We start from the raw sequence: 24,710 nt of genomic DNA on the forward strand, positions 1-24,710 counted from the left end.
TCGTGTCCGACGAATCCGTCATCGCTGAAACCCGCCCGGCCGGCGCCGAGCCCTGGGCCGATCTGCCTCCCGCGCTGGCGACGCCGCCGGGGGCGGGGGCGGTATGCGACGGGGCGGGGGCCAGGAAGATCGGGCGGGGCGCGGCCGAGGGGGTGTTCTCGACCGGGGCGGTGCTGGTCGCACATGCGTCGCTGACGGCGCGGCGGCTGGGGCTGACGCCGCCTGGGCGGTCGTCCGATCTGATGGATGTGCTGGAGCTGTACGCCTTTGTGCGGCCCGCGCGGTTCTGCGCGCCGTCGCCGACGGGGCTGGCGCTGGCCCTGGGGCTGGTCGAGCCGAAGTCGGCCGAGGCGCAGGCGACGGCGCTGCGCGAGGCGGCCGGGCTGCTGCTGCGCGAACTGGCGCAGCCCGCCTATCCCGAGCGGGAGGCGGCCTATGGGCTGGCGTTGACGATGCAGCGGGCCGGGTGGGCGTGGGGGATCGTGTGGTCCGGGCGCTGGAGGCGGGCGGGGTGCGGGCGCGCCAGCATCGCGGATCGGGGATGGACGTCTGGTCGCGCCTGACGGAGTGGGAGGACGAGGCGCCGCGCGGCGAGGCGGGCTCGGCGCCGGTCGACAGCGAGAGCGCGCGCATCCGGCTGGAGAAACTGCTTCAGGCCTCGGGCCTGGACGAGACGCGACCCAGCCAGTCCGACTACGCCGCCGAAGCCGCCTTCGCTTTTTCGCCGAGGAATGAAGAGGGGCGGCCCCGCGTGCTGCTGGCCGAGGCGGGGACCGGCACGGGCAAGACCCTGGGCTATCTGGCGCCCGCCTCCCTGTGGGCCGAGCGGAATCAGGGGGCGGCCTGGATCTCGACCTACACCCGCGCCCTGCAGCGTCAGATCGACCGCGAGAGCCATTCGCTGTGGCCCGATCCGGCCGAGCGCAAGAAGAAGGCGGTGATCCGCAAGGGGCGCGAGAACTATCTGTGCGTCCTGAACCTTCAGGACATGGTGCAGGCGGCCCAGTTGGGGAACGGCGACCTGATCGGCCTGGCCCTGGTCGGGCGCTGGGCGCTGCATACGCGCGACGGCGACATGACGGGCGGGGACTTCCCCGGCTGGCTGCCCGGCCTGTTCGCGACGCCCGCGGCCCATGCGGCGGGGGCGGCCAATCTGGTGGATCGGCGGGGCGAATGCGTCCACGCCGCCTGTCCGCACTACCGCAGTTGTTTCGTCGAAAAGACCATCCGCGCCAGCCGCCGCGCCGATCTCGTCATCGCCAACCACGCCCTGGTCCTGACCCAGGCGGCGTTCGACGGCGCGCGCTCGGCGCGGGGGCAGAAACAGGACGGTGAGACGGCGGCGCTGAAGCGGATCGTCTTCGACGAGGGCCACCACCTGTTCGACGCCGCCGACAGCGCCTTTTCCGCCTGCCTCTCGGGTCAGGAGGCGGCGGAGCTGCGCCGCTGGATACGCGGGCCGGAGGGGCGGGGGCGTCGTGGGCGCGGGCTGGAGCAGAGGCTGGGCGACATGGTCAACGACAACGAGGCGGCGCTGAAATCGCTTCAGGACGCCATCCGCGCCTCGGCCGCCCTGCCGGGCGAAGGCGTGTCGGGTCGCGTCGCCCCGGCCTCGGGCGAGGTCAATCCCATCGGCCCGATCGAAGCCTTCCTGGCCGCCGCCCTGGACCAGCTGCGCGCCCGCACGGCGGAGACCAACACCTATGGCGGGCCTGAGTTCGGCATGGAGTGCGCGCTGAAACCCGTCACCGATCCGGTCGCCGAGACGGCGCGGGCGGCGGCCCAGGCGTTGGCCGCCATCGAGGCGCCGCTGCTGGCCCTGTCGCGGCATCTGGAGGACATTCTTGACGACGAGGCGGCCGAGCTGGACGGCTCGCAGCGGTCGCGGATCGAGGGGGCCTTGCGCGGTCTGGACCGGCGCGCGCGCATGACCCTGCCGGGCTGGCGATCCATGCTGGCGGCGCTGGAGGACGGCGGGGATCAGCCCGATCCCGATTTCGTCGACTGGCTGTCGGCCGAGACGGCGTTCGGCCGCATCCACGACGTGGCCCTGCGCCGCCACTGGATCGATCCGACCGTGCCGCTGGAGGCCGCCGTGATCGCGCCCTCGCACGGGGTGCTGGTCACGTCCGCCACCCTGTCCGATCCCTTGCAGGACGACCCGTTCGACCTGGCGCGGATGCGGACCGGATCGGCGCGCCTGATCGAGCCGCCGCGCACCCTGAAGGTCGAAAGCCCGTTCGACTATGCCGCAAACAGCCGGGTCATCGTCGTCAACGATCTGGTCAAGGACGACCCGCGCCAGACGGCGGCGGCGATGCGCGAACTGTTCCTGGCGGCGGGCGGCGGGGGGCTGGGCCTGTTCACCGCCATCCGTCGGCTGAAGGCGGTCTATGAGCGGCTGGGGCCGGACCTGGCCCGGTCGGGCGTGCCGCTGTACGCCCAGCACGTCGATCCGCTGGAGGTCGGGGCGCTGGTGGATATGTTCCGGGTGGAGGAGAACTCCTGCCTTCTGGGCACCGACGCCGTGCGCGACGGGGTGGACGTGCCGGGTCGGTCGCTGCGCGTCCTGGCCTTCGATCGCGTGCCGTGGCCGCGCCCGGACCTGCTGCACAAGGCGCGGCGCGAGCGGCTGGGGGGCAAGGGCTATGACGACGCTTTGGCTCGCGCCCGTATCGCCCAGGCGTTCGGGCGGCTGATCCGGCGCGGCGACGACAAGGGGGTGTTCCTGATGCTGGACGCCGCCACCCCCACCCGCCTGTTCGCCAGCCTGCCGCCGGGAACCGAGGTCCAGCGCATGGGTCTGGCCGATGCGGTGGAGCTGACCCGAAGCTTCCTCGATCCCGAGACGACCTGAGATGTCGAAGACCACGCCGGCGACCCTGGCCCTGACCAAGGGTGGGATCGCCTTCGCCCTGCATCCCTACGACTACGATCCTGATGCGCCGCGCACGGGGTTGCAGGCGGCCGAGGCCCTGGGCTGGGCGCCGGAACAGGTGTTCAAGACCCTGATGACCCTGGTGGACGGCGCGCCCGCCTGCGTCGTAGTTCCCTCCGATTGCGAGGTCAGCATGAAGAAACTAGCGGCCGTGTTCGACGGCAAGTCGGCCCAGATGATGAAGCCCGCCGACGCCGAACGCCTGACCGGCTTCAAGGTCGGCGGCGTCAGCCCGTTCGGCCAGCGCAAGGCCGTCAGGACCGCACTGGACGAGACCGCGATCCTGTTCGACCGCATCCTGATCAACGCCGGTCAGAGGGGCCTGCTGCTGGAGATCGCGCCCGAGGACGCCGTGAAGGCGACGAACGCCGTCCTGGCCGACGTGGCCGCCTAGAAGGCGCGCGCCGCTCGCGCTATAGGACAGCCGAACACCGGAGCCTTCATGATCGACGCCGCCGTCAAGCGCCACAGCCGCCGGGGACTCTATGCGCCGTTCATCCTGGTGCTGGTCGCCCTGGCCGTCTGGAGCGGCTGGTGGCTGTATCTGACGCGCCAGATCGACGGTCGGCTGGAGGCCCAGGCCCAGATGCTGCGGCAGGCGGGCTGGGAGGTGCGTTACGCCGGAAAGTCGATCACCGGTTGGCCCTTCCGCACCCGGCTGGGTCTGACGCAACTGGAGCTGAAGGCGCCGTCGGGCCACGCTCTGGACTTTCCCGTCCTGAACGCTGAGGCCAACGCCTATCAGCCGACCAAATGGGTGCTGGTCGCGCCCGAGGGCCTGATGCTGACCCGTGCGGGCAAGGGGCAGGTGGCGGTCAAGGGCGACGCCATCCGCATGAGCGCCAGCGGCATCGACCAGGCCTGGCCCGATCTGGCGCTGGAAATGGTCAATCCTGTCTTCACGACCCAGACCCAGGCCGAGCCCTTTCCCATCGCGCGGGCGGCGCGGGTGGAGTTCTACGTCCGGCCGCATGCGAAGGCGGCGCCTGCGCCCGCTGACGCCTCTGGCGACGCCATCGACGTGATGTTCCGCCTGGTCGACGGCCAGGGCCGCGCGGACGGGCCGGTGGAGGGGTTCGCCCAGGACGGCAAGCTGACGACCCAGTTGGAGGCCACGCTGGACAAGGCCGGCCTGCTGAAACGGGGCGGCGACGCCGCCGGGGTGCTCGCCGCCTGGGCCAGGGCGGGCGGCGCCTTTCGCAACGTGCGCGGCGATCTGCAGGCGGGCGAGAGCCGCGCCACCCTGTCCAGCCCCGTCCTGGGCGCGGATGGGAACGGTCGTCTGACCGGCGTCCTGACCCTGCAGGCGCAAAAGCCCCTGCCGGCGCTGGCGGGCCTGACCTCTGGTCGCCAGGGCGCGATCAATCGCATCGGCGCCGCCGGGGCGGTCGCCGCCGCCGGGGCCGCCCAGGCGGCGGGTCAGGCGACGGGGCAGGACCACACGCCCCTGACCCTGGTGTTTCGCGACGGCCGCACCTGGCTTGGACCCTTCCCTCTGGCTCCGGCGCCCAAGCTGTTCTGATGAGCCTGCTCGACGCGCCCGAACCGAACGACGCCCTGAACGCCCTGGATCGCGCCCTGGTCGAGGCCGTGCGGGCGCGGACGGCGGCTGGACCACGCGCGCGGCTTGACGATGCAGCCATCGCCCTGCGTTCGCTGCTGGCCGATGTCGGTCCGGCCGAGGCGGCGGCGGTCAAGGCCGTATGGGGCCGGGTGGATGCGGTGAACGGCCCCGCGATGGTCGCCTGCGGCGGCCTGGCCCAGGCGCTGGCGACGGATCGGTTCGGCCTAGGGGCGCGGCCTCTGTCGGCCGACGATGCCCTGAAGGCGGCCGAGGCGGGATCGCGCGCCCTGATCGACCTGACGCCGGACCGGCCGTGGTGGGGACGGCTGCTGGCGCGGCCCGACATCCGCATCGTCTGGGCCCTGCCCGACGACAGGCGCGGACGGCCGCAGGCCTATATGATCTCGCGCGAGGCGTCGGGTCCGACCGGCGAGGACCGCAGCTTCTGGGTCACGGACAGCGGCTGGTCAGAGACCAAGATCGTCGCGGCCCTCAGCGAACTGGGCCTGGTCGGAGAACCCCTGGCGGCGGCGGGCGGCTTGAAGCTGTTCATGCTGGCGGGCTATGTGCAGATCGACGACGGGCGGCTGAGGACTGCGCCCGGACGTCTGAACGGCGTCATCGGCGCCGCCCCCGTTTTCTGAGATCAAGGCTTCCCATGACCGACGCGACCGCGCCCAACGCCCCCGCGCAACAGGGCCCCACGCCCAAGCCCGGCATCCTGGACATCGCCCCCTATGTCGGCGGCAAGTCGTCCATCGCCGGCGTCGCCGAGCCGATGAAGCTGTCGTCCAACGAGAACATGCTGGGCGCCGGCGAGAAGGCGCGCGCGGCCTATGAGGCGGCGGTCCGCAACATCCACATCTATCCCGACGGCCGGGCCGGCAAGCTGCGCGCCGCCGTCGCCGAGGTGCATGGGCTGGAGCCCGAACGGCTGATCTTCGGCAATGGTTCGGACGAGGTGTTCGCCCTTCTGAACCAGACCTATCTGACGGCCGGCGACAATATCGTCAGCGGCCAGTACGGGTTCCTGGCCTACCGCATCAGCGCCAAGGCCTGCGAGGCCGAGGTCAAGCTGGCGCCCGAGCCGAACTTCAAGGCCGAGGTCGACGCCCTGCTGGCCCAGGTCGATGACCGGACCCGGATCGTCTATGTCTCCAATCCGTCGAACCCGACCGGCAGCTGGAATTCGGGCGAGGAAATCCGCCGCCTGCACGCCGCCCTTCCGGCCCATGTCCTTCTGGTGGTGGACGAGGCCTACGCCGAATATGTGACCGAGCCGGACTGGGAGACGGCCTTCCCCCTGGCGCGCGACGCGTCGAACGTCGTCGTCACCCGCACCTTCTCCAAGATCCACGGTCTGGGCGGTTTGCGCATCGGCTTCGGCTATGCGCCGGTCGCGGTCGCCGAGGCGGTGGACCGCATCCGTCTGCCGTTCAACGTCTCGGTTCCGGGGCTGGAGGCGGCGACGGCCGCCCTTTACGACACGGCCCACCAAGAGGCGTCGCGCGAACTGATCACGACGTGGAAGCCGCGCCTGACCCAGGCCCTGCGAGGCTTCGGCTTCGAGGTTCTGCCCAGCGCCGGCAACTTCGTGCTGGTGGTGTTCAAGGGGGCCGAGGAGGCCTCCGCCGCCAACGACTATCTGAACAGCAAGGGGATCATCGTGCGCCCCGTCGGCGGCTATGGCCTGCCCCAGGCCCTGCGCATCACCATCGGCACGGAAGACCAGAACCGCGCGGTGATCGACGCCCTGAGCGAGTTCGCGGCGGGCTGACCGGATGCGACTATAGCTTCTAAGGCGTGCAGATATAAATTCTCGGAGGCGTAACGTTGAGCGTTTGGGCCGGGCTTAAATCCAGTCCAGTATCTTCGCGCGCCTGCGCCAAATGATCCGTGTGCTCGGTTGTGAAATCGTAACCCGCAACAGATGAAGGCGATGGTGTGCGAGTAAAGGCGCCGACATAGGTGATTGATCCAACGGGAACCATCCATGCTTGGTCGTGGTGATCCCGATGAGACATGAATGGACTGATGACGTAGGCCCCTGCCGGTACATCGAATGCAAAATAGGCGGGCGAGCCTGGCTTGCCTGCGATCTTCGCCTGAACGATGTCCCGGCGGCTGAAGCAGCCGCCCACGATGGTCTGGCGTGTCAGGTCATAACGATCCAGGGCCACTTCATATCGGCCGGCCGGCTGTTCAGGCGATGTGCTGACAGGAGCGGTGTCCTCAAGAACCTGAAGCGAGAACAAGACAATAGCCCGGTTGGGCCTTGGGGTCAGATCGGTCAGTGGAATCGGGCGCGCAGCTGTGCCGCAGGCGCCCGCCAAGAGCGGCAAGCTAAGGATCCACAAGCTTCCGATGATGCGCAGCGTGATCGACATGACGCCATGCTACGCTCGTAACGCCAGGCTTTGAAAGCCCGTGCGACCATGCGAACGGCGAGGCCCGCTTCCAGTCGGGGGTTCGCCTGCTATCAGTCCGCGCTGGAGAACCGCACCACGCCGATCAGGCCCGCGCGCCAGACGTGGTCGTCGCTGACCAGGGGGCTGTCCTTCACGTCGCCCAGCCGCTGTTCGTAGTTGACGAAGCCGCCGATGCCGAACCGTTTGCCGACCGGAACCGCCAGGAAGGCGACGGCGCCCGCGCCCGACAGGCCGCCCGACGCCTGATAGGGCTGGAAGCCGCTGCCCGGCGCCTGTTCGGCGGTGACGCCGTAATAGCGCTGGATGCGTTCGTCGCTGCCGCCGACGACATAGCCGGTGACGCGCAGCAGGCCGACGGGCGTGACACGCTGATGCCCGACCGAGGCGAAATACTGGGTTCCGGCATGGTCGCCCGAGACGTCGTGGGCGATGCGGCCGCCGACCACGATCCCGCCGAACCGCTTGTAGGCGTAAAGGGCCGCATCGGCGCCCAGGCCCGGTCGATCCAGGCTGGAGCCCTCGATGTCGCCGGCGGCGAAACGGGGGCGGATCTGAACGCCGGCGCGCAGGTCGTCGGTCTTGACCGCGTTCCAGCCCAGCCCGTCCAGGCCGTTGGCGTAGATCACGTCCTTGTAGTTGGCAGATCCCCAGGCGGTGTAGTTGACGTCGTCACCCGTATTGCCCGTGGCGCTGAAGCCGTGGGTGATCCCGCCGCCGACATCGACGCGCCAGGTCCTGGGCGTTTCGACCTGCTCATAGGGCTGGGACTGGGCCAGGGCCGAACCGGCGACGGCGGCGAAGGCGACGGACAGAAGAAGGGGACGAAGCACGGGCGTTTCCATTGACTGCGCCCGAACGGGGGAGGCTTCAGGCCGGGTCGGAATGCGCCAGCGCCGCCTTTGGCTCCAGCAGGGCCAACGAAGCCGTCTCGATGCGACTTTCCAGCAACGCCATCATGGCCCCGCGCTTCAACCCGGCGGGGATCGGCTCCAGGAAGTCGAACACCACCACGCCCGGGAGACGGCGGAAACCATGGGCCGGCCAGTGAACGCCGGAGTTGGTGGCGACGGGCCAGCAGGGGCCTTCCAGATCGCGATAGATGGCCGCGACGCCGGGCTTGTAGTCGCCGGGCGCGCCGGGATCGTTGCGGGTGCCCTCGGGGAAGATGACGATCTGGCGGCCTTTGCTCAGACGATCCCGGGCCTGGCGGGTCATGTCCTTCAACGCCTTGGCGTGACCGGCGCGGTCCACGGGGATCATCCCGGTCTTCCAGGCGAACCAGCCGAAGAAGGGCAGGGGCATCAGCTCCTTCTTCATCACGAAACAGGCGTCGGGCAGCAGAGCCAGCAGAGCCACCACGTCGAGCATGCCCTGATGTTTGGAGGCGACCAGGGCCGCGCCCGACGGCATGTTCCGAAGACCTCGCAACTCGACCCTGACGCCCGCGATCCAGCGCAGGCCGAAAAGGGCGGTCCTGGCCCACAGCTTGACCACGCCCATGGCGAACCGATGCGGCATCAAGAGCGCCGGCGACAGGCCGATGGCGAAGATCGGCATCGACAGATAGAGCCAGGCCGTGAACAGCAGGGAGCGCAGCGTCAACACTTAGGCAGGGGCCTTTTCGGTCGGAACGGAGGGCGGGGTCCGGGCCGGGGGTTCGCGCAGGATGCGGCGCATTCCCTCGCGCCCCAGGACGGCCAGATATTTCATGTATTCCAGCGTCATGCGCCGGGCCGTGACCGCCGCGCGCCACCAGCGGGCGTTGTCCAGCGACGGGGTGGAGACGGCGTAGGGGATCAGTTTCACGCCCGGCAACTGGCCGCGAATTTCCACCAGCGACCGGGGCATATGATAGTCGGAGGTGACGACGATCAGGCTGTGATAGTCCTTGTCGCGCGCCCAGGCGGCGATCTCCTGGGCGTTGCCGACGGTATCCTCAGCCTCGAAGCCCAGATCGACGCAGCAGTTGAACAGACGGCTGGAGCCCGGCACCAGTTCGCGCAGTTCGCGCCGCCGCACGTCGCGGTTCACGCCCGAGATCAGCACCCGCTCGCCCTTGCCCTGCTCCAGCAGGCGGATGGCGGCGTTTACGCGCTCGGCCGAGGGGCCGGTCAGGGCCACGATGGCGTCGGCGGGGGCGGGATCGTCGGCCGGCGTCAGCTCGCGCACCCGGTGGGCGAAGGCGAACAGGCCGACCAGCCAGATCAGGGCGACGATGGCGATGACGGTCAGCAGCCTCATGCCTCTCCCCTGCCTGAGGCCAATACGCGCATTGCGGCGAATCTGGCCGCGAGGAGCGCCACCGTAGCGGCCAGCAACGGGCATGGCGAGAGCAGCAGAAGGTCGCTCCACGCCACCGGCAGGGCCTGGGTCAGGCCGCCCGATCCGCCCAGGAACCGCAGGAAGGCCAGGATCAGGGCCGCCGCCCCGGCGCCGATGGCCCCGGCGCCGGCCGCCAGCAGGGCGAAGCGTCGCTGGAACAGCCAGGCGATGCGGCCGTCTGTGGCGCCGTTCAGGCTCAGGGTCTCGATCACCCCCCGCCCGGCCGCCAGACCGGCGCGGGTCGCATAGGCGATGGCGGCGGCGGCGGCGAAGGCCACGGCCAGAAAGCCCGCGCCGGCCAGGGCGGTGATCAGGGCGGCCGAACGCTCGACCTCGCCGCGCCACAGGCTGTGGTCGTCGACCGTGGCGTCCAGACCCGCCTCGGCCAGGGCGCGGCTCAGGGTCGCGGCGCCGGCGGGCGCATCGGGGTTCAGCCGCACGGCGACCAGATGGGGCAGGGGCAGGTCGGGCAGGACGGCGTCGCCCAGCCAGGGCCGCACCAGGTCCTCGGCCGCCTTGCGGTCCAGGGCGGCGGCCTCCTCGACCCCGTCGACCCCGGCCAGGGTCTCGGCGGCGCGGGCGGCGGCGGTGTCGCCGGTCTCGCCGACGCGGGGGCGGACCTGCACGGTCGCCTCGGCGCCCAGGCGGCGCGCCCAGCCGTGGGCGGCCCGGTCGGCGGCCGAGGCGGCGACGGCGGTCAGACAGGCCAGAAAACACAGGACGGCGATCACCGTCATCAGCCAGGGCTCGCCCGCCGCCGTCGGCGGCAACAGGCCCGGCCGCGCGCGGGGTCGAAAGTCGGACAGGCGGATCATGCGGCGGTCCGCCCCCCCGTCTCGGACAACCGGCCGCCGTTCAGCCGCAGCACCCGCGCGCCGGAGCGTTCGGCCAGAGCCTGGTCGTGGCTGGCGATCAGGACGGTGGCGCCCAGCCGGTTCAGCGACTGGAACAGCCGCAGCAGCTTGTCGGCCATGGCGGCGTCCACGCTGCCTGTCGGTTCGTCGGCGACGATCAGGCCGGGGCGGGTGATGACGGCGCGGGCGATGGCCAGGCGCTGCTTCTCGCCGCCCGACAGGGTGGGCGGCCGCGCCGACAGCCGGTCGCCCAGCCCGACCCATTTCAGCATCTCTTCGACGTCGGCGGCGTAGCGGGCGCGTTCCTGGCCCGCCAGGCGCAGCGGCAGAGCCACGTTCTCGAAGGCCGACAGATGGTCCAGCAGGCGGAAGTCCTGGAACACCACCCCCATGCGGCGGCGAAAGGCCGGGATGTCGCGCCGCTGAATGCGGGTGACGTCGGTTCCGAACAGGCGGATCGTCCCCTTGATCGGACGGTCCGCCAGGGTCAGCAGGCGCAGCAGGGAGGACTTGCCGGCTCCGGACGGTCCGGTAAGGAAGTGGAAAGAGCCGCGCGGCAAGATGAGGTTAACGTCTCGCAGCACGTCGGGCGCGCCCGCATAGCCGAAGGCCACGCCCGACAGGCGGACGGTCTCGGTCACGGCGGAGGAAACGGCGGCGCTTGCGGACGGGGACGGCATCGAGTTTGTTTCTGGAACGGGCGCGGCGTCGCGCCTTACGGGAGGGGGCGACAGCCTCGCAGTCAGCCATATGATACTGACCTGCCCCGCCTGCGCCACCAGCTATTTCATTCCCGACGACGCCATGGGGCCGAATGGCCGCAAGGTGCGGTGCCAGGCGTGTGGCGAAGTGTGGCGCGCCACCAGCGAGGAACCCCTGGAGTTGACCTTGGCGCCCGAGCCGCATGCGGTCGCGCCGGCCGAGCCTGCGACATCGCCCGCAGCGGTCGATCCGGAACCGGAAAGTCTGGCGGAGACCCCGGCGCCCGAGTTGCCCAAGGCCTTTCGCGCCCGGGCCGAGCAGCAGCGCCGCCTGCGCCGCGCCGCCGCCCACGGCATCGTCTGGGCGGGCCTGGCCGCCGTCTTCGTCGGCCTGATCGTCTCGGCCTTCCTGTTCCGGGTCGAGATCGTCAAACTGTTGCCGCGCGCGGCCTCGGCCTACGCCCTGGCGGGGATCGATGTGAACACCGTCGGGCTGGATTTCGAGGCCGTGTCGGCCAAGCCTGCGCCCAACCTGCCCGGCATGGTCGTGGTCTCGGGCGCCCTCAGGAACGTGCGCGACGCCGAAATCACCGCCCCGCCCGTGCGCGTGGCCCTGCTGGACGATCACGGGGCCGAGGTGGGGTTCAAGATCGTCCGCATCGACGCGGCCCCCGTCTTGCCCGGCAAGGTTCAGGGTTTCGCCGCTCTGATCCCCGATCCCAGCGGGCACGCGGCCGGAATCAACGTCGACTTCGCGCCCCCGACGCCAGCCCCCCACGCCAGCGTCGCCAAGCCTGACGATCATGCTGCGCCTGCGCCGGCCCGGACCGAGACCGCGCCGTCGAGGGTCGCTGCGCCTGCTCCGGCCGCCGCCGGCCTGCGGTCCGCCGTGTCGCCGGGCGTGGCCGCGACCGCCCCGATCGACGCCAAACCCGTCGCCTCGACGGACGCGGCGGTGGACAAGGGGCATGGGGCGAAGGTATCGGCCGGCCATCATGGCTGACACCCCGCTTACGCCCACGGTTCTCCTGGCCGAGGCCGACATCGCCCGCATCGTCGCCGACCTGGCCGAACGAATCGCGCCGGTCATAGACGACGACACCGTCGCCGCCGTCCTGCTGACCGGCGGCCTGTGGTTCGCCGCCGACCTGACGCGCGCCCTGGCCCGCGCGGGGCGCCACGTCCGCTTCGACGCCCTGTGGCTGGCGTCCTACGGCGACGAACAGTCCAGCCGGGGACGGATCGACGTCTATGCGCCGTTCCAGCGCCCCATCGCCGGTCGCCGCGTCCTCATATTGGACGACGTGTTCGACACCGGTCTTTCGCTGGCCGAGGCGGTGCGGATCGCGCGAGAGGCCGGGGCGGCCGAGGTGCTGACCTGCGTCTTCGCGCGCAAGCCCTGGCCCAAGCCCCGCGCGCCCGAACCCGACTTCGTCGGCTGGGAGGCCCCGAACCGCTTCCTGGTGGGCTATGGGCTGGATCATGCGGGCGGCCTGCGTGGCCTTCCCGACATCTGCGCGCTGGACTGAGCATAAAGCGGCCGGTTCGGCGTTGACTCTCGGGCGGCCTTCCGTATATGTCGCCGCTCTTCGCCCGCGGGGGTCCCTCCGGCGGGCGCATTCTTTTTTGCGTTTGCGCTGAGGCTTCAACATGTACGCGGTGATCAAGACCGGCGGCAAGCAGTACCGGGTCCAACCGGGCGACACCATCGTGGTCGAAAAGCTGGACGGCGATGCGGGCTCCGAGCTGAAGTTCGACAGCGTGCTGATGCTGGGCGGCGACAAGGGCGTCACCGTCGGCGCGCCGCTGATCGACGGCGCCTTCGTCGGCGCGACCCTGATCGAGACCCGCAAGGGCGAGAAGATCAAGGTCTTCAAGAAGATCCGTCGTCAGGGCTATCGCCGCACGAACGGCCACCGCCAGCTGGAATCGGTCCTGCGCATCACCGGCATCGAAGGCGCCGGCGAAACCGCCAAGTGGGACGGCAAGATCGAACTGACGACCAAGGCCGAAATCAACATGCGGGCCCGCAACCTGGCCACCCGCGGCGCGACCTCCTCGCTGGGTTCGACCGAGACGGTCGTGACCAAGGGCGAAGGCGCCGAGGTCAAGGCCGCCGTGGTCGAGAGCTCGGCTCCCGCCAAGAAGGCCCCGGCCAAGAAGAAGGCCGCGCCCAAGGCCGAAGCCGCCGGCGACGAAGCCTGAGACTTTTCACCGGCGCTTCATAGCGCCATATGATATTATGGACGCGCTCAAGCAGGCCGAACGGCCGGTAGCGCACCAAGAAGGAGCATTACGATGGCTCACAAGAAATCCGGCGGTTCGTCGCGCAACGGTCGCGACTCCGAGTCGAAGCGCCTCGGCGTGAAGAAGTTCGGCGGCGAGCGCGTGCTGGCCGGCAACATCATCGTGCGTCAGCGCGGCACCACCTTCCACCCGGGTGAGAACATCGGCATGGGCCGTGACCACACCCTCTTCGCCCTGACCGGCGGCGCAGTGAAATTCACGACCAAGCGTGGCGGCCGTTGTTACGTGTCGATCCTCGCGGCCAACGAAGACGCCCAAGTGGCGATGGCCGCCGAGTAACGCAGTCTGGATTTCACCGGATCGCGTTGCTCTCCAAAGCAGCCGATCCGGACCAGGGAATTATTCCGCGGGGAGTCTGGATCACCAGGCTCCCCGTTTGCGTTTCCCCGCCTCGAAGACCGCCCGAGCCCTCCAAGGAGGCGGTCCGACCAAGAGGCGAAGCCTATGTGCGTCATCGAAACCTCCCCTGTCGTCGAGACGCGGCGCCTGCTGCTGCGCGCGCCAGCGCCTCAGGACGCGCCGCGCATCGCGGCCCTGGCCAACGATCTGGACATCGCGCGCATGACCAAGCGGATGCCGCATCCGTTTCGCATGGCCGACGCCGACGCCTTCGTGCTGCAGGTCGCGGCTCAGGATCCGGCCCGGGCCAACACCTTCGTCATCGAGCACGAGGATCTGGGCCCGGTCGGCGTCATCGGCCTGTTCGAGGGCGAGGATCGCGTGCCGGAGACCGGCTACTGGATCGGGCGGCCCTACTGGGGGCGGGGCTTCGCCACCGAGGCCCTGGACGCCGCCGTCGTCTGGGCCAGCCGCAAGTGGAAGCGCCGGGCGCTGATCGCCGGCCATTTCGCCGACAACCCCGCCTCGGGCCGCGTGCTGGAAAAGGCCGGCTTTCTGTATACGGGCGAGACGCGCCGGGCCTGGAGCCAGGCGCGCCGAGCCCAGGCCGATACGCGGATGATGGTCTGGCTGGCCTGACGGCGGCCTCAGGGCAGGCCGGCGCCGAACACCGCGACGGCGCCGACCGCGCCGGCCGCCAGCATGGCCCCGGCTCCGGCGACAAAGGCCATGGCGGTGCGGGCGCGGCGACGGCGCATGCCGCCCGCCCGATATTTGCGGATGATGACGGACGGCCCGCGCGTGAAGGCTTCGGAACCGATGATGTTGTGCTGGGACAAGAACGCATTCCCCCGACTGTGATCTGAAAGGGATCAGTCCGGGGCGCAGACGGCCAGAAGATGGCGACCCGCGTTACCGGGGTCGCATCTTCGTGAGATGGGGGGTCAGAGCGTCAGGCTGACGGCGCGGCCGCCTCGCGTCTCCACCCGGCGCATCAGGACGACCGGGCCTTCGGCGCCGGGCGTCGTCACCGGCACGATCAGGAACCAGCCGCCGTCGGGCAGGCCGGTGAAGGCGAAGCGCCCGTTCTCGCAGCGTTCGGAGCGGACATAGGCGCTGTAGTTGGCGTTGGCGTCGGCCACGGTGCGGGCGCGCACCACGGCGGCCGGAACGGCGGCCCGGTCGGTGGAGCCGTACAGGGTGCGGAACCGCGCGCGCGTATAGGGGGTGTCGGGCGTCAGTCCGGCGGAGCCGACGCAGCCATAGGCCCTGCCGTCCTGGACATAGGTCACGCGCCCCTCGATGGCGGCCTGACCGCCGCGCTGGGACCAGGCGAACTCGTTCTCGTTGAAGACGGCGGCGGCGGGGAGCGGCGTGCGGGGCGAATAGGTGGTGGGGGCGCAGGCGGCAAGGGCGGCGATCAGGGCCGTGGAGGCCAGGCCGGCGGCGGCGATGGGGCGGATCGACATGGGCATTCCTCCTGTTGGCGGCGGCGGGGGCCGGATCGCGCTCGCCTTATCGCACGGTCGGCGGGGCCGACGCCATCGGCGTCGATGCGGCCTCTGGACCAGGGGGCGACAACGCGCGAAAGAGGCGAAAGAAAATTCGCCGGCCCGACCGGCGACAGACCGGGAACGCCCTCATGACCGTCAGTTTCGCCGACATTCAGGCCGCCCGCGCGCGAATCGCAGGTCAGGTCGACCACACCCCCGCGCGGTATTCCCGCCGGCTGTCGGAGCTGACGGGCGCGCAGGTGTGGGTGAAGTTCGACAATCTTCACTACACCGGCAGCTTCAAGGAACGCGGCGCCCTGAACCGTCTGCTGCTGCTGAGCGAGGACGAACGCCGGCGCGGCGTGGTGGCGGCCAGCGCCGGCAACCACGCCCAGGCCCTGGCCTATCACGGCGGGCGGCTGGGCGTGCCCGTGACCATCGTCATGCCCGAGGGCACACCCTTCGCCAAGATCAACGGCACCCGCCAGCATGGGGCGACGGTGGTGATCCACGGCCTGGACTTCACCGGGGCGACCGAGGAGGCCAAGCGGCTGGAGGCCGAGAAGGGCTATGTCTTCGTCTCGGCCTTCGACGACGAGGGGATCGTGGCGGGCCAGGGCGTCTGCGCCATCGAATTCCTGGAGGACGCGCCCGAGATCGAGGCCCTGATCGTGCCGATCGGCGGCGGCGGCCTGATCGCCGGCTGCGCCATCGCGGCCAAGGCGATGCGACCGGACATCAATGTCTATGGCGTGGAGGCGGCCCGCTATCCGTCCTTCACGGCCAAACGGGCGGGCCAGCCGCCGGTCTGCACCGGCCAGACCATCGCCGAGGGCATCGCCATCAAGGCGGTGGGCGACATCCCCTTCGGCCTGGCCGACCGGCTGATCGACGAGGTCTTCGTGGTGGACGAGGCCGATTTCGAACGCGGCGTCTCCTATATGGCGACGATGGAGAAGACGGTGTGCGAGGGCGCTGGGGCCGGGGGCCTGGCGGCCCTGCTGCGCTATCCCGAGCGGTTCAAGGGGATGAAGGTCGGCATCGAGCTGACCGGCGGCAATATCGACGCGCGGATGCTGGCCGTCGTGCTGAACCGCGAGATGGTCCGTGAACGGAGATTGCTGGTCTATCGCATCCTGGGCGACGACCGGCCGGGGATGCTGTCGGCCATGGCGGCGGTGATCGGGGGGCTGGGCGGCAACATCATCGACGTGGTCCACAACCGCCTGGCGCTGGACGTGCCGGCCAAGGGCGCCGAGTTCGACATCATGGTCGAAACGCGCGATAGCGCCCACGCCGACGAGATCGGCGAGGCCTTGAAGGAACGCGGCTATGAACTTCGGATGGGGTAAGGCGGCAGTCGTCGCGGCCTTCTTGCTGGCGAGCTGCGGTCAGGCCACGCCGGTCGATCCGAACGCAGGCAAGGCCGAGGTGGCCGCCTTCATGGCCAAGAACGCCAAGGAAGAGGGCGTCGTCACCCTGCCCAGCGGCCTGCAGTACAAGGTGGTCCAGTCTGGCCCGGCGGGCGGCGTCAGCCCCGACCGCAACGATCTGGTCAAGGTCGATTACGAGGGCAAGCTGGTCGACAACACCGTGTTCGACAGTTCGTTCGCGCGCGGCGCCCCGGCCATCTTCACGCCGGAAGAGGTGGTCAAGGGCTGGACAGAAGCCTTGCAGAAGATGCGCGTCGGCGACGAGTGGATCCTCTATGTGCCGCCCGAGCTGGGTTACGGCGACACGCCGCGCCCCAGGATTCCGGCCAATTCGGTGCTGATCTTCCGGCTGAAACTGCTGGACGTGGCGCCGGTGCCGGGCGGCGGATCGGGCGTCGGGACCGCGATGGGCTGAAACGCTTCCCGACGGGGTCGAAAGCCTGTGCGGGTCAGAGATACGGGCCCCACATGAAGGCGACGGTCCCGAACACGCCCACGGCCGTATAAAGGGCGGCCAGGCCGACCAGGGCGGCGGCCGCGATCTTCAGCGCTATTCGACGGCTGCGCCCGGCCGCCAGATAGAGCTCCAGAACCACCAGCGGGATCAGATAGCTGCCGAAAACCAGGACGATGTCGATCGGGCCGGACAGGGTCTTGGTCATGCCGACCGGACCCCGGCAGAGGATGATCCAGGCCATCAGGCCGACGCGCAGGAACCAGACCCCGCTGACCGCCATGAAGGCGCGCATCGCCCAGACGCGGTGCGCCTCGAACCTGCGTTGAAGCGCGCGTCGCCAGGCCTGGGCGGCGAAGACCAGGATAAGGACCGCGTCGCCCAGGATGGCGACGGCCGAGACTTCGGACAGCCAGGTTCCCCTGACGAGCGTCAGCCACGCTCCGCTGAGCGCCATGAAGACGGCGACGACCAGAAAGGCGCGGCCGGTCCAGCGGTGCAGGCGTGGAAGGCGGCGCCGCAGGGCGGGCCACAGCTGCATCAGGCCGCCCAGGGTGACGACCGCCGCCATCAGGACATGGGTGATGAAGACCAGGTTCCCCAGGGCGTCGCCGGCCACATAGCCGTCGATCAGCGGCTTGTCGTTCCATCCGGCGAAGTTCCCGGTCGCCGTCCGCAGACCGTAGAAGGCCAGGATGAAGACGATGAAGGCGGCCTGACCGACCACGGCCGCGACGAACCAGGCGGCGCCGGTCCAACGCAACAGGCGAGACGCGAAGAGGAGGGAGGGCGAGGGAACGGGCATGAGATATCCGAGGACATGAAGGAGAGACGGCGTCGCATGCGGGCCTGCTGGAACGGGGTCTCGCCGATTCGGAATTCGGCCGGTCTTTTTCCGTCTCTTTGGCTGCAAGGTCCTGCTGGACAGGGACGGCCGCGCCGGGCGATGACGGGGGATCGCTTCAGGAGGGCGGATGACCGCGACCGCATTCAAAGCCGCGACCCTGTTCGGCGTGGATCGACAGGGGCCGTCGGGGCCGCGCCCGGACCGGCTGGCGGCCCACGCCTGCGTCGCCGTCGTCGCCTTCTGCGCCTACATCCTGGCGCGCGAGACGCACGGAGGATTTTCCACGGCTTTCGCCGCCTTCGGGGTTTCGGCCTGCGGCTGGTCCTGGCTTCTGGCCCGCGCCCTGTTCGACCCAGCGAAACACGACGCCCTGTGGCCGCGTCTGGTGGTGCTGGTCCTGGCGGCGTCGGGGGCGACGGCGGTATTGGCGCCCGCCCATCAGCCCGCTTCGACCGTGGCGAACAACCTCTATGTCCTGAGCGGATCGGGGGCCTTGCTGATGACCTTCGTGGAGCCGTTCCAGAGACGCGGCTGCGCCCTGGCGCGGGACGAGGTCCTGTTCCGGGCGATCTTTTTCGGCGTGTTCGCCCTGCTGGTCGGCGTCGCGGTCCTGGCGGCCTGGACGGCGCCGGAGCGGGTCGAGACGGCTTGCGCCGTCGTGGGTCTGGCGGGCGCGATCGGGGCGACGGTGTATCGCCTGAAGCGCCCCCTGGTCCTGGTCGAGCGCGCGACGGCCGCGAGGAAGCCCGCCACGGCGGACGACCTCTTGCTGGCCGAACGGCTGGAAAGGCTGTTGCGCGACACGGCCCTCCATCTTGATCCCGATCTGAGGATCGGGGACGTCGCCGCCCGGCTGAATGCGCCGGAACACCGGGTTTCACGCTGCATCGGCGCGGCGACCGGCTTTCCCAACTTCAATCGCCTGATCAATCATCACCGGGTGGAGGCGGCGAAACGTCTGTTGGCGTCGCCCGATCAGGCCGGGTCCATCCTGCAGATCGCCCTGGACTGCGGCTTCGCCTCCCTGGGGCCGTTCAACCGGGCCTTTCGCGAGGAGACGGGAACCACGCCTCGGGCCTATCGCGCGCTTCAGCGTTCCACGGCCGTCGAGGGCTGAACCGAGTCCTGTTCGGACAGCCGCCCGACCGCCCAGGTCGCCGCGTCGCGCACCACCGGCGCCGGGTCGTCGATCAGGCGTTCGGCGCAAACCCTCAAGGTCGGATCGCCGCTGTTGCCGATGGCGTAAAGGACGTTGCGGATGAAGCGGTCGCGGCCGATGCGTTTGACCGGGCTCTTGGCGAACAGGGCGCGAAAGCTTGGGTCGTCCAACGCCGCCAGTTCCGCCAGCGGCGGGCTCTCCAGCGCCGGACGGGGTAGGAGCCGCATCTCGCGCGCCTCCTGGGCGAACTTGTTCCAGGGACACACCGCCAGACAGTCGTCGCAGCCATAGATGCGCGAACCGGCCGCGATGCGGAATTCCTCGGGCCAGGGATCGGCGAATTCGATGGTCAGATAGGACAGGCAGCGCCGGGCGTCGAGCTGGAACGGGGCGGGAAAGGCGTTCGTCGGACAGGCGTCGAGACAGGCGGTGCAGCGGCCGCAGTGTTCGGTCTCGGCCGTGTCCGGCGCGATCTCGGCGGCGGTCAGGATGGTGCCTAAAAACAGCCAGTTGCCGTGAGTGCGGCTGAGTAGATTGGTGTGTTTGCCCTGCCAGCCCAGGCCCGCGCGCTGGGCCAGGGGCTTTTCCATCAGGGGGGCGGTGTCGACGAAGACCTTGATGTCCTTGCCGTTTCGGGCCGCGATCTGGCCCGCCAGCTGTTTCAGCCGGCCCTTGATGACCTCGTGATAGTCGTCGCCGCGCGCATAGACCGAGATGTATCCGGCCGAACGGTCGGCCAGCTGATCCAGCGGGTTCTGCTCCGGGCCGTAGTTCAGGCCCAGGACGATGGCGGTTTTCGCCTCGTCCCACATGGCGGTGGGGTGCTGGCGGCGATTCAGCGTCGTCTCCATCCACTCCATGTCGCCATGCCGGCCCTCGTCCACGAAATGACGCAGCCGCTCGCCCGCCGGCCAGGCGTCGGCCGCCGAGGCGAACCGGCAGACATCGAAGCCCAGCTCGGCCGCGCGCTGGCGGATGAAGGTTTTCAGGCGATCGGACACGGGGGCGGGGGATAGCATGAGAGCGCCGATGCGTCTTGAGAGGAGCAATTTTGAACACTGCGCTCGGGTCTGCCTTAAACCCATTGCGGAGCTTTGGAGGAGATGCGACGTTCTCACGAACGGAAGCCACCATGTCAGCGCCGGATTACGACGATCCAAAGTCGAAGCTTAACGTGCGCCTTCGGCCTGGGCCCGGCTCGGCAACGATACTGAAGTGGGGGAGCGTTCTCGGCGGAATAGGTGCCGCTTTTTGCCTCGTCGGCTTTGTCGCCAGCTTTATCCCTAGTATTCGGAGTGACGGAAATCCGCTGGTGTTTCTCTTGGGGGTGGCTGTTTTTGCCAGCGGATCCGGTGCTTTCTATCTGGGTCACAAGCTTTTTCATCGCTTGCGGTGATCCACGATCGCTTTCCACCTTAAGCGATCATCAAACGCGTCTGCTTGAAGCCTAGAAATCCAGATCCGCGTACCACGACGACGCCGGTACGCCGACGAACCTGTCCGCCAGAAGAGGGCGGAAGCAGGGGCGGGATTTCAGCTTGGAGTACCAGGTCTTCAGCGCGGGCCAGGTCTGCCAGGGGATTTCGCCGAAATAGTCCAGCACCGACAGGTGGGCGGCGGCGATCAGGTCGGCCTGGGACAGGCGGCGGCCGGCCAGCCAGTCGCGCACGGCGACCAGGTCCTCCAGCATGGCCAGGTGGGACTTCAGGGCGTCGCGGCCGTCGCGAAGGGCGCGGGCCTCGGGCGGGCCCAGCTTCAGCAGGGGTTTCTCCATCCGCTCGTGCAGCAGGACGGCGTCCACGTCGTCGGTGAAACGACGTTCGAACCAGCCGGTCAGGCGGCGCGCCTCGGCGCGTTCGGCGGCGTCGGCGGGCAGCAGCAGCGGACCCTTCTGCTGATCCTCGATCCAGCCCAGGACGGCGGGCAGTTCGCACAGGGTCAGGGGGCGGCCGCGCTCGCTGGTCTGAAGCACGGGCGGCAGGCCTGAGGGGTTCAGGTCATGGACCGGGCAGTCCTCTTCCCAGGGGCGGACGGGGGTGTCGATCCAGTCGATCCGCGCCTCCCCCAGGGCCAGCCGCGCCGCGCGCGAGGCGGGCTGGAACGGGAAGTGGTAGAGAACGCTGGGGTCGGCCATGGCGCCTCAATGCGCCCACACCTGTTAAACGCGCGTTTACCGCGTCAGGACCACGGGCCCTTGGCCGGGGCGGCGTCCGGCGTCGCGTCGCGCGGGGCGGGCTCCGAAGGCGGCGCCGGGTCGGGCGTCTGATCCGTCGTTTGGGCCGGCGCGGTCCGTGTCCGGCCGCGCGGATCGGCGTGGATCAGGATGTCGGCGGCCGGATAGAGGGCCAGGATGCGGTTCTCGGCCTCGACCACGATGGCGTGGGCGGCTTCCAGCGTCAGGGTCGGGTCCAGGTCGACGTGCATCTGGACCATCATCACCTGGCCCGACAGGCGGGTGCGCAACTGGTGGACGCCCGAAACGCGCGGATCGGCCAGGACGGCGCGGACCACGGCGGCGCGGTCCGCCTCGGGCGCGGCGCGGTCCAGAAGGGGATCGGCGGCGTCCTTGAGCAGGCCCACCGCTCCCCAGAACAGCCAGACGGCCACGATCAGGCCGGCGGCGGCGTCCAGTCCGGGCGCGTGCAGGAAGGCGCCCGAGACCACGCCGATCAGAACGACCAGATTGGCCCCAAGGTCGGCGGCGTAATGGGCGCGGTCCCCCGCCACGGCCAGGGAGCCGGTGGTTTTCATGGCCCTGGTCTGCATCCAGACAAGGCCGGCGGTAATGGCGATGGAGACGACCATCACCCCCGTGGCCCAGCCGCCCGAGACGACGGGGCGCGGGTCGAAGATGCGCTGGATCGCCTCCCAGCCGACGAAGACGGCCGAGGCGAAGATCAGCCCGGCCTGGACCAGGGCGGCCAAAGCCTCGGCCTTGCCGTGGCCATAACGGTGGTCTTCGTCCGGCGGCGCGGCGGCCCAGCGCACGGCGAAGAAGACGGCCAGGGAGGCGACCAGGTCCAGGGCCGAATCCGTCAGCGAGGCCAGGACGGCGACCGAGCCCGAGGCGCCCACGGCGAAGGCCTTCAGCGCGATCAACAGGATGGCGACCCCGACCGACAGGCGGGTGATGCGCCGCGCCGCGCGATGGGCGTCGTCCAGCGGGCCGGGTTGGGAGGACGGAGGGGCGGAAGGTGTCGTCATTCAGGCCCCTTGTCGCGCAATCGGGGGCGAAAGCCAACCGAGGCCGGAGCGATTGACGGCTCGCCTAGCGCGCCCCGACTGCGCTATGGGGGGCGCGAACCGGCCGCCTGTCGCGCGCCGGCGACAACGGGAAATCCATGTCTGACTGGCTGTCCGCGATCATCCTGGGTCTGGTCGAGGGCCTGACCGAGTTCATACCCGTGTCTTCGACCGGCCACCTGCTGCTGCTGGGCCATTTCCTGGGCTTCCACAGCGCGGGCAAGACGTTCGAGATCGTGATCCAGCTGGGCGCGTTGTTGGCCATCGTCAGCGTCTATTTCAAACGGCTGTGGGCGCTGGCGACGCGCTGGCCCTTCGATCCAGAGGCGCGGCGGTTCCTGATCGGGCTTCTGGTCGCCTTCGCCCCCGCCGTGGTGATCGGCTTTTTCGCCTATGACTTCATCAAGACCGTGCTGTTCGAGACGCCCATGGTCATCTGCATCGCCCTGATCGTCGGGGGCGTCATCCTGCTGGCGCTGGACAAGATGGACAAGCGACCCCAGTGGCTGAACGCCGAAACCTATCCGATGCGGGTCTATTTCCTGATCGGCCTGTTCCAGTGCCTGGCCATGATCCCCGGCGTGTCGCGATCCGGCGCCACCATCGCGGGCGGCCTGCTGCTGAAAACGGACAAGCGTTCGGCGGCCGAGTTCAGCTTCTTCTTGGCGCTGCCGACCATGGGGGCGGCGGTCGCCTATGACCTGCTGAAGAACCACAAGACCCTGGATTTCAGCGACATCGGCCTGATCGTCATCGGCTTTGTCGTGGCCTTCCTCTCGGCGCTGGCGGTGGTGCGGTTCCTGCTGGACTTCGTGTCCAGGCGCGGGTTCGGCGTCTTCGCCTGGTGGCGGATCGTGGTCGGGGTGGTCGGCATCGTGCTGTTGCAGATGGGATTCTGAAGACTGGCCCGCGCCGTCTCGCGGCGTTAAGGGGCGGGCATGAGCACGCTTCTCTATGGCCGTCCGCCGGTTGTCTTTGATCCGCCCGGCGATGCGACCCAGACCTCGCCGCTGATTCCTGATTCCGCCGCGCTGGAGATCCAGCCTGTCGGTTCGGCCGACAGCATCATGATCTACGCCCCCCCTGGCGTGTTGGAGCGGCGCTATGTCCTGGCTCTGGCGCTGAAAGCGCTCAAAGTCGGCGGGCGGCTGGACGTGATGGCGCCCAAGGACAAGGGCGGCTCGCGCCTGGGCAAGGAGTTGAAGGCGTTCGGGGTGGAGGTCGCCGAAACGGCCAAGGCCCACCACCGCCGTTGCACCGTCATCCGGCCCGAGAGGGTCGAGGGGATCGAGGCGGCCATCGCCGCGGGCGGGCCGCAGATCGTGGCGGGGTTGGACGCCTGGTCCCAACCCGGAATCTTCGCCTGGGACCGGATCGATCCGGGCTCGGCCCTGCTGGCCGAACACCTGCCGCCGATGAAGGGCGAGGGGGTCGATCTGGGCTGCGGATACGGCGCGCTGGCGACCGTGGTGCTGCGCTCGCCGGCGGTGACGAAGCTGAAGCTGGTCGATCTGGACCGCCGCGCCATCCAGGCCGCGCGCCAGAATATCACGGACGACCGGGCCAAGGTCTGGTGGTCCGACGCCCGGACGCTGGAGGCCCAGGGCGACAAGGACTTCGTGGTCTCGAACCCGCCCTTTCACGACGGCGGGGCCGAGGACCGGCGGCTGGGACAGGCCTTCATTCGCAAGGCGGCGGAACTGCTGAAGAAGGGCGGCGTGGCCTGGATCGTCGCCAACCGGCACCTGCCCTATGAGGCGGAGCTGGATGCGGCGTTCAAGCGGGTGCGGCTGGTCGCCGAGGCGGGCGGATACAAGCTGTTCGAGGCGGTGAAGTGACCGCGCTCAAACAGCCCGAAGGGCTATAGCGCATGAAGAAAGTCCCGACGTCGAGGGTCGATCGTCTGCTGGGCTCGATGGGCTATGGATCACGCGCCGAGATGGCGCGCATGGCGCGGGCGGGGGGCATCGTGCTGGACGGGGCGGACCTGACGGACGTGTCCAGACGCATTCCGGTGACGCCCGACCTGCCGACCCGGATGGAGATCGACGGAGCGCCGCTGGACCCCGTGCAGGGGCTGGTCCTGATGCTGAACAAGCCGCTGGGCATGACCTGTTCGCACAAGGAAGAGGGGGCGTTGGTCTATGACATCCTGCCCGACCGCTGGCGTCGGCGCGATCCGGCCATCTCAACCATCGGGCGGCTGGACAAGCAGACGACGGGCCTGTTGCTGCTGACCGACGACGGCGATCTGCTGCACCGGGTCATCAGCCCCAAACGCCATGTGGCCAAGGTTTACCGGGCCGGTCTGGCGCGGCCGCTGACCGGGACGGAACGCGATCTGTTCGCCGCCGGCGAACTGGTGCTGGAAGGCGAGGACAAGCCCCTGGCGCCCGCCGTGCTTGAGGTGGTGACGCCGACCGAGGCCCTGCTGACCGTGACCGAGGGCCGCTATCATCAGGTGCGGCGGATGTTCGCCGCCGTCGGCAACCATGTCGAGGCCCTGCACCGCGAACGGGTGGGGGGGCTGGCTCTGCCTGCCGACCTTGCGCCGGGCCAGTGGCGCTTGCTGACGCCCGAGGAGGTCGCGGCCATATTTGCGGAACCGACCGCCGTCTGAAGCTCTA

At 69.6% G+C, this 24,710-nt stretch carries 29 protein-coding genes; 17 read left to right on the forward strand and 12 right to left on the reverse strand.

Features of this window, described 5'->3' with window-relative positions:
• Positions 1–2 precede the first annotated feature (2 nt).
• From ACWPV3_RS05440 to hisC, 6 genes are read left to right on the forward strand one after another with little or no spacing between them, the layout of a single operon-like run.
• Complete coding sequence (locus ACWPV3_RS05440) at positions 3–563, forward strand: hypothetical protein (protein ID WP_453977127.1); 561 nt, start codon at positions 3–5, stop codon at positions 561–563.
• The gene (locus tag ACWPV3_RS05445) at positions 473–2,857 is read left to right on the forward strand and encodes an ATP-dependent DNA helicase (protein ID WP_453977128.1); all 2,385 of its coding nucleotides are present in this window, start codon (positions 473–475) and stop codon (positions 2,855–2,857) included. Before ACWPV3_RS05440 ends, ACWPV3_RS05445 begins: the two co-directional genes overlap by 91 nt.
• Before the next feature lies 1 nt (position 2,858).
• On the forward strand, positions 2,859–3,332 hold the full coding sequence (gene ybaK, locus ACWPV3_RS05450; RefSeq protein ID WP_453977129.1) for a Cys-tRNA(Pro) deacylase: 474 nt from the start codon (positions 2,859–2,861) through the stop codon (positions 3,330–3,332).
• A 48-nt stretch (positions 3,333–3,380) separates the two neighbouring features.
• Positions 3,381–4,460 carry a DUF2125 domain-containing protein gene (locus tag ACWPV3_RS05455; protein ID WP_453977130.1) on the forward strand — a complete coding sequence of 360 codons (1,080 nt, stop codon included), beginning with the start codon at positions 3,381–3,383 and terminating at the stop codon, positions 4,458–4,460.
• Positions 4,460–5,146, forward strand: coding sequence for a hypothetical protein (locus tag ACWPV3_RS05460; RefSeq protein WP_453977131.1), 687 nt, complete (start codon positions 4,460–4,462; stop codon positions 5,144–5,146). The genes ACWPV3_RS05455 and ACWPV3_RS05460 overlap by 1 nt, the downstream gene beginning before the upstream one ends.
• A 14-nt stretch (positions 5,147–5,160) precedes the next feature.
• Complete coding sequence (gene hisC, locus ACWPV3_RS05465; RefSeq protein ID WP_453977132.1) at positions 5,161–6,279, forward strand: histidinol-phosphate transaminase; 1,119 nt, start codon at positions 5,161–5,163, stop codon at positions 6,277–6,279.
• 19 nt (positions 6,280–6,298) lie between these two features.
• Here the strand turns inward: hisC and ACWPV3_RS05470 are convergent, their stop codons facing one another.
• From ACWPV3_RS05470 to ACWPV3_RS05495, 6 genes are all read right to left on the reverse strand, one after another.
• Positions 6,299–6,889: a hypothetical protein gene (locus ACWPV3_RS05470; protein WP_453977133.1), complete on the reverse strand. Its 591-nt coding sequence runs from the start codon at positions 6,887–6,889 to the stop codon at positions 6,299–6,301.
• Between the two features lie 92 nt (positions 6,890–6,981).
• Complete coding sequence (locus ACWPV3_RS05475; RefSeq protein ID WP_453977134.1) at positions 6,982–7,761, reverse strand: MipA/OmpV family protein; 780 nt, start codon at positions 7,759–7,761, stop codon at positions 6,982–6,984.
• A gap of 37 nt (positions 7,762–7,798) precedes the next feature.
• Positions 7,799–8,536, reverse strand: a complete 738-nt coding sequence (locus ACWPV3_RS05480; RefSeq protein WP_453977135.1) for a lysophospholipid acyltransferase family protein — start codon at positions 8,534–8,536, stop codon at positions 7,799–7,801.
• Positions 8,537–9,172: a YdcF family protein gene (locus ACWPV3_RS05485; RefSeq protein WP_292088004.1), complete on the reverse strand. Its 636-nt coding sequence runs from the start codon at positions 9,170–9,172 to the stop codon at positions 8,537–8,539.
• On the reverse strand, positions 9,169–10,068 hold the full coding sequence (locus ACWPV3_RS05490; protein WP_292088003.1) for a cell division protein FtsX: 900 nt from the start codon (positions 10,066–10,068) through the stop codon (positions 9,169–9,171). The genes ACWPV3_RS05485 and ACWPV3_RS05490 overlap by 4 nt, the downstream gene beginning before the upstream one ends.
• Complete coding sequence (locus ACWPV3_RS05495) at positions 10,065–10,787, reverse strand: cell division ATP-binding protein FtsE (protein ID WP_453977136.1); 723 nt, start codon at positions 10,785–10,787, stop codon at positions 10,065–10,067. The genes ACWPV3_RS05490 and ACWPV3_RS05495 overlap by 4 nt, the downstream gene beginning before the upstream one ends.
• A 70-nt stretch (positions 10,788–10,857) precedes the next feature.
• On the opposite strand from ACWPV3_RS05495, the gene ACWPV3_RS05500 reads away from it, so the two are divergent.
• From ACWPV3_RS05500 to ACWPV3_RS05520, 5 genes are all read left to right on the forward strand, one after another.
• Positions 10,858–11,811, forward strand: a complete 954-nt coding sequence (locus ACWPV3_RS05500) for an MJ0042-type zinc finger domain-containing protein (RefSeq protein ID WP_453977137.1) — start codon at positions 10,858–10,860, stop codon at positions 11,809–11,811.
• Positions 11,804–12,337: a phosphoribosyltransferase gene (locus tag ACWPV3_RS05505; protein WP_292178764.1), complete on the forward strand. Its 534-nt coding sequence runs from the start codon at positions 11,804–11,806 to the stop codon at positions 12,335–12,337. Before ACWPV3_RS05500 ends, ACWPV3_RS05505 begins: the two co-directional genes overlap by 8 nt.
• A 121-nt stretch (positions 12,338–12,458) precedes the next feature.
• Entirely contained in the window at positions 12,459–13,013 is a 555-nt protein-coding gene (rplU, locus tag ACWPV3_RS05510; protein WP_292087995.1) for a 50S ribosomal protein L21, read from the forward strand.
• A gap of 93 nt (positions 13,014–13,106) precedes the next feature.
• Positions 13,107–13,394: a 50S ribosomal protein L27 gene (gene rpmA / locus ACWPV3_RS05515; RefSeq protein WP_292087994.1), complete on the forward strand. Its 288-nt coding sequence runs from the start codon at positions 13,107–13,109 to the stop codon at positions 13,392–13,394.
• A gap of 165 nt (positions 13,395–13,559) precedes the next feature.
• Positions 13,560–14,093, forward strand: coding sequence for a GNAT family N-acetyltransferase (locus ACWPV3_RS05520; protein ID WP_292087993.1), 534 nt, complete (start codon positions 13,560–13,562; stop codon positions 14,091–14,093).
• Between the two features lie 8 nt (positions 14,094–14,101).
• Here ACWPV3_RS05520 and ACWPV3_RS05525 read toward each other — a convergent pair whose 3' ends face one another.
• Positions 14,102–14,293, reverse strand: a complete 192-nt coding sequence (locus tag ACWPV3_RS05525) for a hypothetical protein (RefSeq protein WP_312735931.1) — start codon at positions 14,291–14,293, stop codon at positions 14,102–14,104.
• A 105-nt stretch (positions 14,294–14,398) separates the two neighbouring features.
• Positions 14,399–14,923, reverse strand: coding sequence for a hypothetical protein (locus ACWPV3_RS05530; RefSeq protein ID WP_453977138.1), 525 nt, complete (start codon positions 14,921–14,923; stop codon positions 14,399–14,401).
• Between the two features lie 173 nt (positions 14,924–15,096).
• Between ACWPV3_RS05530 and ACWPV3_RS05535 the strand changes: the two genes are divergently transcribed.
• Entirely contained in the window at positions 15,097–16,299 is a 1,203-nt protein-coding gene (locus ACWPV3_RS05535) for a threonine ammonia-lyase (RefSeq protein WP_453977139.1), read from the forward strand.
• A complete protein-coding gene (locus tag ACWPV3_RS05540) occupies positions 16,280–16,795 on the forward strand; it encodes an FKBP-type peptidyl-prolyl cis-trans isomerase (protein ID WP_453977140.1) in 516 nt (171 codons plus the stop codon). The genes ACWPV3_RS05535 and ACWPV3_RS05540 overlap by 20 nt, the downstream gene beginning before the upstream one ends.
• Positions 16,796–16,829: 34 nt before the next feature.
• Here the strand turns inward: ACWPV3_RS05540 and ACWPV3_RS05545 are convergent, their stop codons facing one another.
• Positions 16,830–17,639, reverse strand: a complete 810-nt coding sequence (locus tag ACWPV3_RS05545; protein ID WP_453977141.1) for a DUF2306 domain-containing protein — start codon at positions 17,637–17,639, stop codon at positions 16,830–16,832.
• Between the two features lie 169 nt (positions 17,640–17,808).
• Between ACWPV3_RS05545 and ACWPV3_RS05550 the strand changes: the two genes are divergently transcribed.
• Complete coding sequence (locus ACWPV3_RS05550; protein ID WP_453977142.1) at positions 17,809–18,798, forward strand: helix-turn-helix domain-containing protein; 990 nt, start codon at positions 17,809–17,811, stop codon at positions 18,796–18,798.
• On the opposite strand, the gene queG is transcribed toward ACWPV3_RS05550, so the two are convergent.
• From queG to ACWPV3_RS05565, 3 genes are all read right to left on the reverse strand, one after another.
• Positions 18,771–19,859 carry a tRNA epoxyqueuosine(34) reductase QueG gene (gene queG, locus ACWPV3_RS05555; RefSeq protein WP_453977143.1) on the reverse strand — a complete coding sequence of 363 codons (1,089 nt, stop codon included), beginning with the start codon at positions 19,857–19,859 and terminating at the stop codon, positions 18,771–18,773. The two genes, ACWPV3_RS05550 and queG, sit on opposite strands and share 28 nt — an antisense overlap.
• A 428-nt stretch (positions 19,860–20,287) precedes the next feature.
• Complete coding sequence (gene fzlA, locus ACWPV3_RS05560; protein WP_453977144.1) at positions 20,288–20,974, reverse strand: FtsZ-binding protein FzlA; 687 nt, start codon at positions 20,972–20,974, stop codon at positions 20,288–20,290.
• Between the two features lie 44 nt (positions 20,975–21,018).
• The gene (locus ACWPV3_RS05565; protein WP_453977145.1) at positions 21,019–22,044 is read right to left on the reverse strand and encodes a cation diffusion facilitator family transporter; all 1,026 of its coding nucleotides are present in this window, start codon (positions 22,042–22,044) and stop codon (positions 21,019–21,021) included.
• 137 nt (positions 22,045–22,181) lie between these two features.
• Here ACWPV3_RS05565 and ACWPV3_RS05570 point away from each other — a divergent pair, with 137 nt between their 5' ends.
• From ACWPV3_RS05570 to ACWPV3_RS05580, 3 genes are read left to right on the forward strand one after another with little or no spacing between them, the layout of a single operon-like run.
• The gene (locus ACWPV3_RS05570; protein ID WP_292087972.1) at positions 22,182–22,982 is read left to right on the forward strand and encodes an undecaprenyl-diphosphate phosphatase; all 801 of its coding nucleotides are present in this window, start codon (positions 22,182–22,184) and stop codon (positions 22,980–22,982) included.
• Positions 22,983–23,021: 39 nt separating this feature from the next.
• Complete coding sequence (locus tag ACWPV3_RS05575) at positions 23,022–23,921, forward strand: class I SAM-dependent methyltransferase (protein WP_453977146.1); 900 nt, start codon at positions 23,022–23,024, stop codon at positions 23,919–23,921.
• Positions 23,922–23,953: 32 nt separating this feature from the next.
• On the forward strand, positions 23,954–24,703 hold the full coding sequence (locus ACWPV3_RS05580; RefSeq protein ID WP_453977147.1) for a pseudouridine synthase: 750 nt from the start codon (positions 23,954–23,956) through the stop codon (positions 24,701–24,703).
• Positions 24,704–24,710 lie beyond the last annotated feature (7 nt).

The organism is Brevundimonas sp. Marseille-Q4549 (assembly GCF_976940555.1).

Excerpts from the sequence above, each read along its gene's own strand:
- ybaK (WP_453977129.1), top strand. The coding sequence starts at position 2,859 with ATGTCGAAGACCACGCCGGCGACCCTGGCCCTGACCAAGGGTGGGATC.
- ACWPV3_RS05455 (WP_453977130.1), top strand. The coding sequence starts at position 3,381 with ATGATCGACGCCGCCGTCAAGCGCCACAGCCGCCGGGGACTCTATGCG.
- ACWPV3_RS05460 (WP_453977131.1), top strand. The coding sequence starts at position 4,460 with ATGAGCCTGCTCGACGCGCCCGAACCGAACGACGCCCTGAACGCCCTG.
- hisC (WP_453977132.1), top strand. The coding sequence starts at position 5,161 with ATGACCGACGCGACCGCGCCCAACGCCCCCGCGCAACAGGGCCCCACG.
- ACWPV3_RS05470 (WP_453977133.1), bottom strand. The coding sequence starts at position 6,889 with ATGTCGATCACGCTGCGCATCATCGGAAGCTTGTGGATCCTTAGCTTG.
- ACWPV3_RS05485 (WP_292088004.1), bottom strand. The coding sequence starts at position 9,172 with ATGAGGCTGCTGACCGTCATCGCCATCGTCGCCCTGATCTGGCTGGTC.
- ACWPV3_RS05490 (WP_292088003.1), bottom strand. The coding sequence starts at position 10,068 with ATGATCCGCCTGTCCGACTTTCGACCCCGCGCGCGGCCGGGCCTGTTG.
- ACWPV3_RS05495 (WP_453977136.1), bottom strand. The coding sequence starts at position 10,787 with ATGCCGTCCCCGTCCGCAAGCGCCGCCGTTTCCTCCGCCGTGACCGAG.
- ACWPV3_RS05500 (WP_453977137.1), top strand. The coding sequence starts at position 10,858 with ATGATACTGACCTGCCCCGCCTGCGCCACCAGCTATTTCATTCCCGAC.
- ACWPV3_RS05505 (WP_292178764.1), top strand. The coding sequence starts at position 11,804 with ATGGCTGACACCCCGCTTACGCCCACGGTTCTCCTGGCCGAGGCCGAC.
- rplU (WP_292087995.1), top strand. The coding sequence starts at position 12,459 with ATGTACGCGGTGATCAAGACCGGCGGCAAGCAGTACCGGGTCCAACCG.
- rpmA (WP_292087994.1), top strand. The coding sequence starts at position 13,107 with ATGGCTCACAAGAAATCCGGCGGTTCGTCGCGCAACGGTCGCGACTCC.
- ACWPV3_RS05520 (WP_292087993.1), top strand. The coding sequence starts at position 13,560 with ATGTGCGTCATCGAAACCTCCCCTGTCGTCGAGACGCGGCGCCTGCTG.
- ACWPV3_RS05530 (WP_453977138.1), bottom strand. The coding sequence starts at position 14,923 with ATGTCGATCCGCCCCATCGCCGCCGCCGGCCTGGCCTCCACGGCCCTG.
- ACWPV3_RS05535 (WP_453977139.1), top strand. The coding sequence starts at position 15,097 with ATGACCGTCAGTTTCGCCGACATTCAGGCCGCCCGCGCGCGAATCGCA.
- ACWPV3_RS05540 (WP_453977140.1), top strand. The coding sequence starts at position 16,280 with ATGAACTTCGGATGGGGTAAGGCGGCAGTCGTCGCGGCCTTCTTGCTG.
- ACWPV3_RS05545 (WP_453977141.1), bottom strand. The coding sequence starts at position 17,639 with ATGCCCGTTCCCTCGCCCTCCCTCCTCTTCGCGTCTCGCCTGTTGCGT.
- ACWPV3_RS05550 (WP_453977142.1), top strand. The coding sequence starts at position 17,809 with ATGACCGCGACCGCATTCAAAGCCGCGACCCTGTTCGGCGTGGATCGA.
- queG (WP_453977143.1), bottom strand. The coding sequence starts at position 19,859 with ATGCTATCCCCCGCCCCCGTGTCCGATCGCCTGAAAACCTTCATCCGC.
- fzlA (WP_453977144.1), bottom strand. The coding sequence starts at position 20,974 with ATGGCCGACCCCAGCGTTCTCTACCACTTCCCGTTCCAGCCCGCCTCG.
- ACWPV3_RS05565 (WP_453977145.1), bottom strand. The coding sequence starts at position 22,044 with ATGACGACACCTTCCGCCCCTCCGTCCTCCCAACCCGGCCCGCTGGAC.
- ACWPV3_RS05570 (WP_292087972.1), top strand. The coding sequence starts at position 22,182 with ATGTCTGACTGGCTGTCCGCGATCATCCTGGGTCTGGTCGAGGGCCTG.
- ACWPV3_RS05575 (WP_453977146.1), top strand. The coding sequence starts at position 23,022 with ATGAGCACGCTTCTCTATGGCCGTCCGCCGGTTGTCTTTGATCCGCCC.
- ACWPV3_RS05580 (WP_453977147.1), top strand. The coding sequence starts at position 23,954 with ATGAAGAAAGTCCCGACGTCGAGGGTCGATCGTCTGCTGGGCTCGATG.